Consider the following 13,218-nt stretch of genomic DNA (forward strand, 5'->3'; position numbering starts at 1 on the left):
GCGCGTCACAGCTCCATCGGGAAAGGTGGCTGCAAGGCGGCGCCATAACCCTCAACAAACTCCGTTGGCATACGTTTGGGCTTGCCGCTGGACAGCTCGATACAGACAAAAGTGGTTTTCGCCCGTAGCAGGGTCACGCCGTCTTCCGGGCGAATCAGCTGAAAGCGCCGATCCATCTTCAGGCGCTGGTCGGACTCGACGATCCAGGTGGCCATCTGCAGCTGCTGATCTTCATAGGCGCTGGCCAGGTAGTCGATCTCATGGCGCAGCACGGCCATGGCGCGATCGAGGCGACGGTACTCAGCCAGGTCCAACCCGAGAAACTGCGAATGGCGCCAGGCGCAACGCTCCAGCCAGCTGACATACACCGCGTTGTTGGCATGGCCGAGGCCGTCGATGTCCTCGGCCGTCACCTGAATATCGATGACAAATGGATTGCTCAGCTCCCAACTCATGCCGGCTGCTCCAGGCTACCGGCCAGGGCGCGCGCCTCGGCGGCCAGCTGGGTGATCTGATCCCAGGCGCGGGCGCGCACCAGGTTGCTTGGCGCGATCCAGGTGCCGCCCACGCAGGCCACATTGGGCAGGCGCAGAAAGCTCAGCAGGTTATCCGGGGTCACCCCACCGGTTGGGCAGAAACGAATGCCGGTGAACGGCCCCTTGAAGCTCTTGAGCATCTTGATGCTGGTCGCACCGTTGGCCGGAAACAGTTTCAGTGAGCGATAGCCATACTCCAGCGCCAGCAGCACTTCCGAGGGTGTCATCACCCCCGGCAAATACGGCAGGCCAGAGTCTTCCGCCGCCGCCGCCAGGCGTTCGGTGCAGCCTGGGCTGACGGCAAATTGCGCCCCAGCGTCGCGGGCTTCGCTGAACTGTTCGGCATGAATCAGGGTGCCGGCGCCGACCAACAGGTCCGGCAACTCCTTGCGCATCGCCGCCAGCGCATCCAGTGCCCGCGGCGTACGCAGGGTCACTTCCAGCACGCGAATGCCGCCGGCGTGCAGCGCGCGGGCCAGGTCCAGCGCCAGGCTGATATCGTCGATTACCAACACCGGCAATACCGGGCGGGCCTGTTGCAGCACCACATCCATCGTCAGGCTCATGCCTTGCTCCCCGCTCTCAAGATTCAATCGTCGCGTTCAGTCTTCAAACAGGCTGCTGGCACCGTGCTCTGCCGAGCCGACCAGGCGGCGCTGCGCGGCGAACATTTCCAGACCATAGCCCAATTCCAACTCGGCACTGGCAGACGCCAATGGCCGTGCGGCCAGTTGCTGCTCGCTCAGTTCTACCTGCAGCAATCCGTTTTGTGCATCCAGCACCAGCCAGTCGCCATCCTGTAACCGCGCCAAGGGGCCGCCGGCAGCGGCTTCCGGGGTTACATGCAAGGCTGTGGAAACCTGCCCCGAAGCCCCGGACATGCGCCCATCGGTAATCAACGCGACCCGCTGGCCGGCTTGCTGCAGGTTGGCCAGCAAGGGCATCAGTTTGTGCAGTTCAGGCATGCCGTTGGCTTGTGGGCCTTGGAAGCGCACCACCAGCACCAGGTCACCTTGCAGCTCACCCGCACCGTAGGCAGCCTGCACGGCCGCTTCCGAATCGAAGATCCGTGCCTGGGCGCGGATATGCCAGAACGCCGGATCCACCGCCGAGGTTTTCAGGATGGCGCGCCCCAGGTTGCCGGTCAGCAGCACCAACCCACCCTCTTCTGCAAAAGGCTCAGCAACATACCGGACAATATCCGGCGCCGGGCTCTGTACAGGCAGCTCGCGCCAGGCCAGGCGTTCGCCTTCCAGCCAGGGCTCGCGGGTGTAAGCACGCAAGCCATGCCCGGCAGCGGTGGCGACATCGTCATGCAACAGGCCGGCACCGAGCAGCTCACGCAGCAACCAGGCCGGTCCACCGGCGGCCTGAAACTGATTAACATCCGCCGCACCATTGGGATAAACCCGCGCCAGCAGCGGCACCACCTTGGACAGCGCGGCGAAATCATCCCAGCTCAGTTCATAACCAGCCGCTCGAGCGATGGCCGGCAGATGCAGGGTATGGTTGGTCGAGCCGCCGCTGGCGAGCAGAGCCACCACCGCATTGATCAGCGCCCGCGCATCAATCTGCTGACCGACGGGCAGATAGCGCTCGCCCTGACGGCTGTTGTGCGCCACCAGGCGCGCGGCTTCATCGGTCATGGCATCGCGCAGCGGCGTGTAGGGATGGATAAAGGCGCTGCCCGGCACGTGCAGGCCCATGGCTTCCATCAGCAGCTGATTGGTATTGGCGGTGCCATAGAAGGTGCAGGTGCCGGCCTGGTGGTAGGCAGCCAACTCGGCAGCCAGCAGCTCATCACGACTGGCTTCGCCGCGGGCGTAGCGCTGGCGGACGGCGGCTTTTTCCTTGTTCGGCAGCCCCGACTGCATGGGACCGGCCGGCACGAATACGGCCGGCAGATGCCCGAAATGCAGCGCACCGATCAGCAGGCCGGGGACGATCTTGTCGCACACCCCCAAATACAGCGCGCCATCGAAAATACCGTGGGTCAAGCCGATGGCAGCAGCCTGGGCAATCAGGTCGCGGGAGAACAGCGACAGCTGCATGCCGCCTTCGCCCTGAGTAATGCCATCGCACATGGCCGGCACCCCGGCGGCGAACTGCGAGGTTGCGCCGGCCTTGGCCAGCGCCACTTTCAGGCGTTCGGGATAGTCCCTGAGCGGCGCATGGGCCGAGAGCAGGTCGTTGTAGCTGGAAATGATCGCCACATGCGGCGAGCCGCCCTGCTTCATGATCAGCCGCGCATCATCAGGTTGCGCAGCCAGGGCATGGGCCAGGTTGGAGCACCCCAGGGCCTGATGTGCGGTGCGTGCGGCGGCCAGGGTCAGGCGCTGCAAATAGCGCTCCCGGCGTTTGGCCGAACGCTTTTCCAGTGCGGCGGTCACCTGCTCAACAACCGGATGCAACATGACTATTCCCTTTCTCGGCGAGGTACAGGTTTGCAGTGTAACGGCTTAGCCGCTGCTGTAACGCAACAGAGCCTTTATGCAGCAGACCGCAACTGCTCTCAGGGTGCCCAGTAGATATGCACCGGCAACGGGCTGCGTTGCAGCCAGGCGTACAGGGGCAACTCGCGGGCAAAGGGCTGATCGGCCAACGCAGCATCAATCAACCCGCGTTTACGCTCGCCAAACGCCAGCAAGCCGAGCCACTGGCCACGCTGCAGCATCGCCAGGTTCAGCGACAACCGCTCACGCGGCTCTTGCGGCGCCAAGGCCGGCAAGGCTGCAGGTCTAGCCAGCGGATCAAGCGCGCCCGCCAGGCCAGGCATACAGGGAAACAGCGAGGCGATATGGCCATCTTCACCCATACCCAGCAGCACCGCGCTAAACGGCGACCACTGCGCCAGTTGCTCGCCCCAGTGCAACGCAGCCTGCGCCCGCGTTTCGCCCTGGCGCGGATCCAGGCAATTGGCCTGCGGCAACCCCTGATGCAACAACTGCCAGTTACTCTCAGCCGCCAGCGCCGGCACCCAGCGCTCATCACTGGGGCTAAGGTCAATGCACTGAGTGTCCAGCTGCTGCGCCAGCAAGGGCAACAAAGCCTGCGGGCTACTGCCGCCGGGCAGTACCAAACCGGCGCGGGACTGTTGCGCCAACGTGGCCTGAATTTGCGCCGACAGGTCGTCAGCTAGCGCGTGCAGGCAAGCATCGCGCTCAGCGTGGCAATGCAGCAAATTTTGGCTCATAAGCAACCCCGGCTAAGCTATCGGTATGTCATAAGGCCGCGCAATAATGCACCTTTGTCGTGTCCGCCAACATCCTTGCCACGGAATGCCTCTTTTGATTGTGTTGCTGCGCGTACTCCTACTGCTGTTGCTGCCGATACTGGCGCAGGCCACCAGTCTACCTCTGCTGGCCAGTGACACGCCGCTGCTGCCGGGCCCGGTCATGCAAGTGTGGTCAGACCCCGAAGGCCTGGCGGACATTCACAGTGTTCGCCAGCTGCCTGAATCGGCCTGGCAACCGGTGGCCCGTCGTGACGCCAGTTTCGGCTACAGCACACACGCCTACTGGCTGCGTTTCAGCCTGCACAATCCAGCCGACACCACCATCAACTGGGTACTGTTGATCGGCAATCCGCTGCTCGACACCCTGGACGCCTATGGCTTGGAAGACGGCCGGGTATACCAGGCCGGCGATCAGCGGCCGTTCCATCACCGCTGGGTCAATCACCGCCAACTGGTGTTGCCATTCAGCCTGGCTGCCGGTGAAGAGCGCGAGCTGATCCTGCGCATGCAGACCGACGGTTCGGCCAACCTCAGTGCCAGCCTGATGAGCACCCACGCATTCAACCTGCACGAACAACTTATGCTGCTGTTACAAGGTCTGTTCTTCGGCGCCCTGCTGGTGATGATGATCTACAACCTGTCGATCTTTATCATCACCCGCGACCGCAATTACCTGTGGTACAGCCTGTTTGTCGCCAGTTTCAGCCTGTACCAGTTCATCCAGCTGGGTTTTGCCCTGCAGTGGCTCTGGCCCGAGTCATTAACCTGGCAGCAGATGAGCTTCCCGTTCAGCTCGGCGCTGGCGACCCTGTTCGGCGTGCTGTTCACCTATGGCGTGCTCGACCTCAAGAACCAGCACCGGGCCTACAGCTGGGTCAGTTACGGCCTGGTCGGCAGCAGCCTGCTGGTGATGATGCTGGCACTTGCCGCGCCCTACCTTGTGGCGCTGATCGGCAGCTTTGTACTGCTGCTGGCCTGCGCGATTTCCGGCTGCATCTTCACCGTCCTACGCTGGCGTGACGGCTACCCGCCGGCCAAGCTCTTCGCCCTCGGCTGGTCAGCCCTGATTATCGCCAGCCTGTTCAGCGTGCTCAGCGGCACCGGCCTGATCGCCAATTCGCTACTGACCCTGCACGCGCAGCAGATCGGCAGCCTGCTTGAACTGGTAATTTTTTCGATTGCCCTCGGCTCACGCATTCGCCTGGCGCAACACGCCCAGCAACTGGCTCAAGAGCAGCTATACGCCAACGAGCACCAACTGCGTATGGAGCAGGCAAAAAGCCTGGATCTGCAGCAACAGATCAACGAAGGCCTTGAAGCCCGGGTGGAAGAGCGCACTGCATCCTTGCAGCATGCTCTGCAGGAGCTTTCTAGCGCCAACCGCCAGCTGGCCGAACTCAGCCGCCGCGACAGCCTGACCGGGTTATTTAACCGCCAGGTGCTCAACGAAGAACTGGAGCGCATGCTCGCCCAGGCCAAACGCAGCCAACGGCCGCTCGCGATGCTGATGATGGATCTGGATCACTTCAAGAAGGTCAACGACCAGCACGGCCACCTGGTCGGCGACGCCTGCCTGCAACACACGGCCCTGCGTATGCAACAACGCATGCGCAGTAACGATCTGCTGGTACGTTTTGGTGGCGAAGAGTTTGCTGCCGTGCTCTGCGACACCGATCAGGCTGGCGCAATGGACCTGGCCGAGCAGCTGCGTGCAGACCTGGCCAGTCATCCCTGCATGCACCAGGGCTTGAGTATCGACCTGAGCCTGAGCATCGGCGTCTACACGCTGACCCCGGATGCCGGCAGCGACCGCGAACAGCTGCTGCGCCACGCCGACCAGGCGCTGTATCAAGCCAAGGCTGCTGGGCGCAACAGGGTTGTCGGTTACGAGGCCAGCGCCGTGGACGATGTCTGACTCAGCGACTCCAGCAGCTCCAGCACCGCCTGCACGACCCGTGGATCAGCCAACACCCGCTGGTGCCCGCCGTTTTCCAGGCGTAGCAAGCGGCTGTCGAACCAGCTCTGGTGAATCGCCTCCGCCTCGCTGAACGGCACCATCGGGTCATCCGCCGCATGCACGACCAATCCAGGGAAATCCAATTGGTAGTGCGCGCTATCAAGCTGGCCGGCGGGTATTCCGGCTTTCTCTTCGACCAGACGGACAAAGTGCGCGCGCGCCTGACGCGGCAACCCCATGTAGCGTGAGAAGCGCCGTAGCATGGTCAGAATCCGGCTGGGCGCGGCAATGCTGACCAAAGCCTCAGTACGCAAGCCCAGCTGGGTGGCCAGCAAAGCACTGGCGCCTCCCATGGAATGGCCAATCACCGCCTTCAGTGGCGGCAGCTCGCTGGCAGCCTCCAGCAAGGCACGGGCAAACAGCACCACATTGGCTTCACGTCCAGGCGAACGACCATGGGCCGGGGCATCCAGCGCCACTACACCGTAGCCGGCATTGACCAGGGCCTTGATCAGCTCGGCGAACTGCGTCGGCCGCCCTTCCCAGCCATGCATCAACAACACGGCCGGCCCACTGCCCCAGCGCAGCGCGGACAGACCAAAACGCAGCGTGATGCGCTCGGCCTGCGCCAGCAGCGGCAGTTCCCAGTCCCGCGGCGGCAGGGTATGCGGCGTCATAAACTCACGGCGCAACTTGCTGGCCAGTGCATGCGGCGCCAGCAGGCCAATCGATGCGTTGAAACCACGAACCCAGCTCATGCTATTCATTGCCATATCCTCAAACGATTGCCGATTTAGCGGCACGCAAGACTCGATCAGACAACTCACCGGGGCCCAGCGCGCGTGCCAGCGCCAGACCTCCGACCATCAAGGCAATATCGGCCAGCGCCTGATCAGTTTCCTCAGGACTGCCCGCAAGATGCGCCGTCATCAGCTCGATATGCTCAGCCAGCACGCCGCGAAAACCATCCGACATACGCGCCAACTCACCTATCGAACTGGGCAGCGGACACCCTTGTTCACTGGCATCTCGGTGCTTGCGTGACAGATAGAAGGCTGCCAGTAGTACCCGACGCTCGTTAGCAGACAGGGCTGGATCAAGCAGCGCTAAGCGCTCCCGCCGCTGACAGAGCATCTGCTGGAATACCTCCAGCATCAGCGCGTCCTTGCTCTCGAAGTGCGCGTAGAAGCCTCCGACCGTCAGACCCGCAACGCCCATCACCTCAGCCACGCTGGGTTCAGCCGGGCCACGCTGCAGCAACGCCACACTGGCAGCGGCCAGGATGCGCTCGCGGGTTTGCGCCTTCTTATTGCTCATGCTCGCCTCCGTAACATTACAACCATAATATTACAGGCGAAATATAATCAAGCAAGCCTGCGCTGCAACCGCTGATCGGTTGGAGAAATAATCTTCAAGAGGTAGAAAAAATTGCCTGGAGCAATTTTTAACGCTGCACAGTGACGACCCAGAGGGTGATCGCCAGGAATGACAAGCCATAAAAACAAAAGGGCCATTCAATAATGAATGACCCTTTAAAATCCCGCAGAGCGGGCAAAAATGGCGTCCCCTAGGGGACTCGAACCCCTGTTACCGCCGTGAAAGGGCGGTGTCCTAGGCCACTAGACGAAGGGGACGAAACCTTCGAAAAACAAGGCCAGCTTTACGCTGGCCCGTGGCAGTTGTAACTACTGCAAAATTGGTGGAGATAAACGGGATCGAACCGTTGACCTCTTGCATGCCATGCAAGCGCTCTCCCAGCTGAGCTATACCCCCAGATTTATCGCCTCTCGGCTCACAGCCCAAACTGGCACTGCTTTTTCAAACTGGCGTCCCCTAGGGGACTCGAACCCCTGTTACCGCCGTGAAAGGGCGGTGTCCTAGGCCACTAGACGAAGGGGACGTAACCCTTCTACAACCAACCAGCTACATGAGCTGATTGTGGCAAGCCTTGCGGCTTTGAAGATGGTGGAGCTAAACGGGATCGAACCGTTGACCTCTTGCATGCCATGCAAGCGCTCTCCCAGCTGAGCTATAGCCCCATCTCAAGGACGGGGCGCATGTTAAGAGCACGCCCCACACCTGTCAACAAAATTTTTACCGACATCAGCATTCTTTATGCTGACAGAACAACCACTTACCCCATCCCGGCGCGCCAAAACGACGGCCGGACGGGACATCCAGCTGCTTAGAACCTGCTTCGGAGCTCGCGAGCTAGAGCGAGACAAGGCAAAAATGGCCGAGGAAGCGGAGTTTACGGGCTGTAAATGAGCATTCCGGGGCCATTTTTAACTCAGTATCGCCGACGCGCAGCAGATCCGAAGCAGGTTATTAGGCGATGGCCGCCAACAGCTTCTCCCACTCTTTGTTCTCTTTCTTCGACACACCACCGAGCAACTCGATAGCCTGACGCAGACGGAAGCGAGTGAGATCCGGACCGAGGATTTCCATGGCATCAAGCACGGATACCGAACTGGCCTGACCGGTGACAGCAGCGAACATCAACGGCATGGCGTCGCGCAGTTTCAGTTGCAGATGCTCGACCACCGCCTGGATGCAGCCGGTGATCTTGTCTTTTTCCCACTGGCGCAGCGCTTCAAGCTTCCACAGGATCAGCTGCATCAGCTGACGCACCTGCTCGGCCGAGAGCTTCTTGTGCTCGAACAACGCCGCATCCGGGGCCACCCCACCAGCGAAGAAAAAACTGGCCAATGGCGCGATCTGGCTAAAGGTTTCCACCCTGCCCTGCACATGCGGGGCGATCTGCATCAGGTAGTCGCTGTTAAACGCCCACTTCTGCGCACCCGCAGCGAACTCTTCGACGCTCAGCTCGCGCATCCACTGGCCGTTGAGCCAGGACAGCTTCTCCAGATCGAAGATCGGCCCACCGAGGGAAACGCGATTGATGTCGAAGTGCTCGATCATCTCGTCGAGGCTGAACTTCTCGCGCTCATCCGGCATCGACCAGCCCATACGGCCGAGGTAGTTGAGCATGGCCTGCGGCAGGAAGCCCATGCGCTCATAGAAGGTGATCGAGGTCGGGTTCTTGCGCTTGGACAACTTGCTTTTATCCGGGTTACGCAGCAACGGCATATAGCACAGCTGCGGCTTGTCCCAGCCGAAGTACTCGTACAGCAGAATCAGCTTGGGCGCCGACGGCAGCCATTCTTCGCCTCGCAGCACATGGGTGATACCCATCAGGTGGTCATCAACCACGTTGGCCAGGAAATAGGTCGGCAGACCATCGGTCTTCATCAACACCTGCATGTCCATGCGATCCCAGGGGATCTCCACTTCGCCACGCAGCATATCCGGTACCACACACACGCCCTCGGTCGGCACTTTCATGCGCACGACATTCGGCTCGCCAGCGGCCAGGCGCTGTTGCACCTCGTCAGCGGTCAGGTGCATGCAATGGCCGTCGTAACGTGGCGTCTGCTTGGCTTCCATCTGCTCGGCACGCACTTTATCCAGGCGCTCAGCACTGCAGAAGCAGTGGAAGGCATGGCCCTTCTCGACCAGTTCGGCGCTGTACTTCTGGTAGATGTGCCCGCGCTCGCTCTGCCGGTACGGGCCGTGCGGGCCGCCGACATCCGGGCCTTCACTCCACTCGATGCCCAGCCAGCGCAGGGCGTCGTAGATCTGTTGCTCGGACTCACGGGTCGAGCGCACCTGGTCGGTATCTTCGATACGCAGGATAAATTCGCCACCGTGCTGACGGGCAAAGCACAGGTTGAACAGGGCGATATAGGCGGTGCCTACGTGCGGATCACCAGTGGGCGACGGCGCAATACGGGTGCGGACGGTGGTCATGGAAAGTCTCGAAGAGTTGCAATGAACGCGGATTAAGGCAGCGATGTTAACAGGCCTGCCGGGGACGGCTCCAGCAGCCGACCCGCTGACAGCGGCAGACTGCGAATCAGAAAATCGAGAAAGGTTTTCACCTTCATGGCCTGAAAGCGCCGAGACGGGTAGACCGCATACAGCTCGCCAGCCGGCAGCCGGGCCTCGGGGAGCAGCGCCACCAGGTGCCCTGCCTGCACCGCCGCTTCGCAGATCATGATCGGCAGGCCGGCAATCCCGGCGCCGGCCATGGCCACCTCGCGGGCAAAGGTGATGTTGTTGCACGACAGCACACCCTGGCAGGCAATGTTCTCCCCCTCCAGCGGCCAGTAACGCATCGAATCATGCGGCAGCAACACGGCGCGGTGTCCGGCCAGCTCGGCAACCGTCTGCGGCGTACCATGCCGGGCCAGATACTCCGGGCTGGCATACAAACGGCGACTGGTCTCATAGACCTTGCGCGCGATCAAGGTGGAGTCCTGCGGTTGGCCTACCAGAATGGCGATATCCACGCCCTCCTCGACCGGATCAACGCGCCGCGAGGTCAGCTCGACTTCCGCCGTGATCTGCGGGTACTGACGCATGAAATCGCCCAGCACCCGGCCGAGAAACAGCTGGCCAAATTCGATTGGCGCAGAGATGCGCAACAGGCCCGCAGGCGCCAGCTGCAATTGCATCACCGCCTGCTCGGCTTCGGCGAAGTCGAGCATGATCTGCCGGCAACGCTCGTAATAAGCCTGCCCCACTTCGGTCAAGCGCAACTTGCGCGTGGTGCGATTGATCAGGCGCACACCCAAGCGTTCTTCAAGCAGGGCAATGCGCCGACTGACGGTCGACTTCTGCATCCCAAGACCCTGAGCCGCCTGGGTAAAACTGTGGCACTCGACCACGCGAGTGAAGATCAGCGCATCATCCAGCCCCATTAATTGTTCCCTATAAGCAACAAAGTTTCTGAAGTCTAGCGACTACAGGCGAGAAAGGAACACTGTTAAATTCGCTTACAATTTTTGCCCGCACCCGAGCACCTGCCATGCCTGCCCAACTGCAACGCCGCCTGTTTATCTTTCTGGCCCTCCTCACCCTGATCGTCGCCAGCCTGTTCGGCCACTGGTGGCTGGTCGGCCGCCACCTCGAAAGCACTGACAATGCCTACGTGCAGGGGGAAATCACCCGCGTTTCGAGCCAGCTCGGCGCACGCATCGAGCAGGTTTTGGTGCAGGACAACCAGCACGTCGAACAGGGTGAACTGCTGTTGGTGCTGGAAAGCACCGACTTCCAACTGGCCAAACAGCGCGCCGAAGCGACCCTGGCCACCCGTGAAGCCGAACTCAGCCAAGCACGCAGCACCCTGGATCAGCAGGCCAGTCTGATTGCCGCTAGCCAAGCCGACGTTTCAGCCAGCCAGGCCACCCTGGGGCGCACGCAGATCGACCTGTCCCGCGCACAGACCCTGCGCAAACCCGGCTTCGTCTCCGAAGAACGCGTCACCACCCTGGCCGCCGACAGCCGCATCGCCCGCTCGCAAGTGAGCAAAGCGCAAGCCGACCTGCAGGCACAGCGCCAACAGGTCAACACCTTGCACGCCGAAATCAAACGCCTGGAAGCACAGATCAGCAGTGCACGCACCGACCTCGCTCAGGCTGAGCTGAATATCGCCCGTACCGAAATCCGCGCGCCGATCAGCGGCTTTGTCGGCCAGCGCGCCGCACGCCACGGTCAGTACGTGCAGACTGGTGCATACCTGCTGTCACTGGTGCCGGATCAGGACATCTGGATCCAGGCCAACTTCAAGGAAACCCAGATCGGCCACATGCGCTCTGGGCAGACAGCAAAGCTGACCTTCGACAGCTTCCCCGACACACCGATCGAAGGCCGGGTCGACAGCCTGTTCGCGGCCTCCGGAGCGCAGTTCAGCCTGCTGCCGCCGGACAACGCCACCGGCAACTTCACCAAGGTGGTGCAGCGCATCCCGGTGAAGCTGACCTTTGCTGCAGACAACCCGCTCAAGGGCCTGATCCGTCCGGGTATGTCGGTTGAGGTCAAGGTCGATATCGCCAGTGCAGCACAACATGGCGGCTGATGCGCTGATTCGCCCCACCGGCGAACCGAGCCGACGCGACTGGGTTGCGGTGATGAGCGTGATGCTCGGGGCCTTTATGGCGGTGCTGGACATCCAGATCACCAACTCCTCACTCAAGGACATCCAGGGCGCGCTGTCGGCGACCCTGGAGGAAGGCTCGTGGATTTCCACCTCTTATCTGGTGGCGGAAATCATCATGATCCCGCTCACTGCCTGGCTGGTGCAGCTGCTCTCGGCACGCCGCCTGGCGGTGTGGGTGTCACTGGGCTTCCTCGCTTCCTCGCTGCTTTGCTCGATGGCCTGGAGCCTGGAAAGCATGATCGTGTTTCGCGCCATGCAGGGCTTTACCGGCGGCGCGCTGATCCCCCTGGCATTCACCCTGACCCTGATCAAGCTGCCGGAACACCACCGCGCCAAGGGCATGGCGCTGTTCGCCCTGACCGCCACCTTCGCCCCGTCGATCGGACCGACCCTGGGAGGCTGGCTGACGGAAAACTTCGGCTGGGAATACATCTTCTATATCAACGTGCCGCCGGGCCTGCTGATGATCGCCGGGTTGATGTACGGCCTGGAAAAAAAGCCTGCAGACTGGCAGCTGCTGAAAAGCACCGATTACGCCGGCATCGTCACCCTCGGAATGGGCCTGGGCTGCCTGCAAGTGTTTCTCGAAGAAGGCCACCGCAAGGACTGGCTGGAATCCAGCCTGATCAGCGGGCTGGGCAGCGTGGCCGCGATCAGCCTGGTGCTGTTCGTCATCCTGCAGATCTCGCGGCCCAACCCACTGATCAACCTCGGCGTGCTGCGCGAGCGCAACTTCGGCCTGTCGAGCATTTCCAGTATCGGCCTGGGCATGGGGTTGTATGGCTCGATCTATGTGCTGCCGCTGTACCTGGCGCAGATCCAGGGCTACAACGCCCTGCAAATCGGCGAAGTGATCATGTGGATGGGCGTGCCACAGCTGTTTCTGATTCCGCTGGTGCCGCTGCTGATGAAGAAGATCTCGCCGAAATGGCTGTGCGCCCTGGGCTTTGGCCTGTTCGGCGGCGCCAGCTTCCTCTCCGGGGTACTCAATCCGGACTTCGCTGGCGAGCAGTTCAACCATATCCAGATTCTGCGTGCACTCGGCCAGCCGTTGGTGATGGTGACCATCTCACTGATCGCCACCGCCTACACCCTGCCGCAGGATGCCGGCTCGGCGTCAAGTCTGTTCAACATCCTGCGCAACCTCGGCGGAGCCATCGGTATTGCCTTGCTTGCCACCCTGCTCGACAGCCGCGCCAAGGTGTATTTCGACTACCTGCGCGAAGCCCTGGTGCCGAGCAATCCGCAGGTTGCCGAGCGCCTGGCATTGCTGACCGAAAAGCTCGGTAGCGAGCAGGCGGCCCTGGCCAAGCTCAGCGAAATCACCCATCAGCAGGCGGCGATCATGGCCTACAATGACGCCTTCCACTGCATCGGCATCGCCCTTGGCATCAGCATGCTGGCGGTGCTACTGACGCGCAAACTGCCTGCCGGCGCCACCGGCGGCGCGGCTCATTGAAGCCAGCGACCGCCCCCAATTCTAATTATT

At 61.7% G+C, this 13,218-nt stretch carries 11 protein-coding genes and 4 tRNA genes; 3 read left to right on the forward strand and 12 right to left on the reverse strand.

The window, feature by feature from the left end:
• Nucleotides 1-5: 5 nt before the first annotated feature.
• From ACIN8IBEIGE_RS14675 to ACIN8IBEIGE_RS14690, 4 genes are all read right to left on the reverse strand, one after another.
• Entirely contained in the window at nt 6-455 is a 450-nt protein-coding gene (locus ACIN8IBEIGE_RS14675; protein WP_160015307.1) for a thioesterase family protein, read from the reverse strand.
• On the reverse strand, nt 452-1,102 hold the full coding sequence (locus tag ACIN8IBEIGE_RS14680; protein WP_160015308.1) for a bifunctional 4-hydroxy-2-oxoglutarate aldolase/2-dehydro-3-deoxy-phosphogluconate aldolase: 651 nt from the start codon (nt 1,100-1,102) through the stop codon (nt 452-454). Before ACIN8IBEIGE_RS14680 ends, ACIN8IBEIGE_RS14675 begins: the two co-directional genes overlap by 4 nt.
• 36 nt (nt 1,103-1,138) lie before the next feature.
• Nucleotides 1,139-2,947: a phosphogluconate dehydratase gene (edd, locus tag ACIN8IBEIGE_RS14685; RefSeq protein WP_218579725.1), complete on the reverse strand. Its 1,809-nt coding sequence runs from the start codon at nt 2,945-2,947 to the stop codon at nt 1,139-1,141.
• Between the two features lie 101 nt (nt 2,948-3,048).
• The gene (locus tag ACIN8IBEIGE_RS14690) at nt 3,049-3,729 is read right to left on the reverse strand and encodes a 6-phosphogluconolactonase (RefSeq protein ID WP_160015310.1); all 681 of its coding nucleotides are present in this window, start codon (nt 3,727-3,729) and stop codon (nt 3,049-3,051) included.
• An 85-nt stretch (nt 3,730-3,814) separates the two neighbouring features.
• Between ACIN8IBEIGE_RS14690 and ACIN8IBEIGE_RS14695 the strand changes: the two genes are divergently transcribed.
• Nucleotides 3,815-5,686, forward strand: a complete 1,872-nt coding sequence (locus ACIN8IBEIGE_RS14695; protein WP_178124361.1) for a diguanylate cyclase — start codon at nt 3,815-3,817, stop codon at nt 5,684-5,686.
• Here the strand turns inward: ACIN8IBEIGE_RS14695 and ACIN8IBEIGE_RS14700 are convergent.
• The 8 genes from ACIN8IBEIGE_RS14700 to ACIN8IBEIGE_RS14735 all read right to left on the reverse strand — a co-directional run bounded on the left by ACIN8IBEIGE_RS14700 (nt 5,656) and on the right by ACIN8IBEIGE_RS14735 (nt 10,491).
• Nucleotides 5,656-6,495 carry an alpha/beta fold hydrolase gene (locus tag ACIN8IBEIGE_RS14700; RefSeq protein WP_160015312.1) on the reverse strand — a complete coding sequence of 280 codons (840 nt, stop codon included), beginning with the start codon at nt 6,493-6,495 and terminating at the stop codon, nt 5,656-5,658. The two genes, ACIN8IBEIGE_RS14695 and ACIN8IBEIGE_RS14700, sit on opposite strands and share 31 nt — an antisense overlap.
• A 10-nt stretch (nt 6,496-6,505) precedes the next feature.
• On the reverse strand, nt 6,506-7,045 hold the full coding sequence (locus ACIN8IBEIGE_RS14705) for a TetR/AcrR family transcriptional regulator (RefSeq protein WP_160015313.1): 540 nt from the start codon (nt 7,043-7,045) through the stop codon (nt 6,506-6,508).
• Between the two features lie 241 nt (nt 7,046-7,286).
• Nucleotides 7,287-7,362: transfer RNA gene (locus ACIN8IBEIGE_RS14710), tRNA-Glu, on the reverse strand.
• Between the two features lie 63 nt (nt 7,363-7,425).
• Nucleotides 7,426-7,501: transfer RNA gene (locus ACIN8IBEIGE_RS14715), tRNA-Ala, on the reverse strand.
• A 51-nt stretch (nt 7,502-7,552) separates the two neighbouring features.
• A tRNA-Glu gene (locus ACIN8IBEIGE_RS14720) sits at nt 7,553-7,628 on the reverse strand.
• A gap of 63 nt (nt 7,629-7,691) precedes the next feature.
• Nucleotides 7,692-7,767 (reverse strand) — tRNA-Ala (locus ACIN8IBEIGE_RS14725).
• A gap of 289 nt (nt 7,768-8,056) precedes the next feature.
• The gene (gene gltX, locus ACIN8IBEIGE_RS14730) at nt 8,057-9,538 is read right to left on the reverse strand and encodes a glutamate--tRNA ligase (protein ID WP_160015314.1); all 1,482 of its coding nucleotides are present in this window, start codon (nt 9,536-9,538) and stop codon (nt 8,057-8,059) included.
• A gap of 32 nt (nt 9,539-9,570) precedes the next feature.
• On the reverse strand, nt 9,571-10,491 hold the full coding sequence (locus tag ACIN8IBEIGE_RS14735; RefSeq protein ID WP_160015315.1) for a LysR family transcriptional regulator: 921 nt from the start codon (nt 10,489-10,491) through the stop codon (nt 9,571-9,573).
• A 107-nt stretch (nt 10,492-10,598) separates the two neighbouring features.
• Here ACIN8IBEIGE_RS14735 and ACIN8IBEIGE_RS14740 point away from each other — a divergent pair, with 107 nt between their 5' ends.
• Nucleotides 10,599-11,648 (forward strand): HlyD family secretion protein, encoded by a 1,050-nt coding sequence (locus ACIN8IBEIGE_RS14740; RefSeq protein WP_160015317.1) that lies wholly within the window; start codon nt 10,599-10,601, stop codon nt 11,646-11,648.
• A 49-nt stretch (nt 11,649-11,697) separates the two neighbouring features.
• A complete protein-coding gene (locus tag ACIN8IBEIGE_RS14745) occupies nt 11,698-13,188 on the forward strand; it encodes an MDR family MFS transporter (protein WP_178124397.1) in 1,491 nt (496 codons plus the stop codon).
• The last annotated feature ends 30 nt before the right edge of the window (nt 13,189-13,218 follow it).

Origin of the sequence: Pseudomonas sp. 8BK, from assembly GCF_902506475.1 — a bacterium.
GTDB lineage: Bacteria > Pseudomonadota > Gammaproteobacteria > Pseudomonadales > Pseudomonadaceae > Aquipseudomonas > Aquipseudomonas anguilliseptica.

What these genes read in the sequence shown, in the direction of transcription:
- ACIN8IBEIGE_RS14675 (WP_160015307.1), bottom strand. Translation starts at nt 455, where the DNA reads ATGAGTTGGGAGCTGAGCAATCCATTTGTCATCGATATTCAGGTGACG.
- ACIN8IBEIGE_RS14680 (WP_160015308.1), bottom strand. Translation starts at nt 1,102, where the DNA reads ATGAGCCTGACGATGGATGTGGTGCTGCAACAGGCCCGCCCGGTATTG.
- ACIN8IBEIGE_RS14690 (WP_160015310.1), bottom strand. Translation starts at nt 3,729, where the DNA reads ATGAGCCAAAATTTGCTGCATTGCCACGCTGAGCGCGATGCTTGCCTG.
- ACIN8IBEIGE_RS14695 (WP_178124361.1), top strand. Translation starts at nt 3,815, where the DNA reads ATGCCTCTTTTGATTGTGTTGCTGCGCGTACTCCTACTGCTGTTGCTG.
- ACIN8IBEIGE_RS14700 (WP_160015312.1), bottom strand. Translation starts at nt 6,495, where the DNA reads ATGAATAGCATGAGCTGGGTTCGTGGTTTCAACGCATCGATTGGCCTG.
- ACIN8IBEIGE_RS14705 (WP_160015313.1), bottom strand. Translation starts at nt 7,045, where the DNA reads ATGAGCAATAAGAAGGCGCAAACCCGCGAGCGCATCCTGGCCGCTGCC.
- gltX (WP_160015314.1), bottom strand. Translation starts at nt 9,538, where the DNA reads ATGACCACCGTCCGCACCCGTATTGCGCCGTCGCCCACTGGTGATCCG.
- ACIN8IBEIGE_RS14735 (WP_160015315.1), bottom strand. Translation starts at nt 10,491, where the DNA reads ATGGGGCTGGATGATGCGCTGATCTTCACTCGCGTGGTCGAGTGCCAC.
- ACIN8IBEIGE_RS14740 (WP_160015317.1), top strand. Translation starts at nt 10,599, where the DNA reads ATGCCTGCCCAACTGCAACGCCGCCTGTTTATCTTTCTGGCCCTCCTC.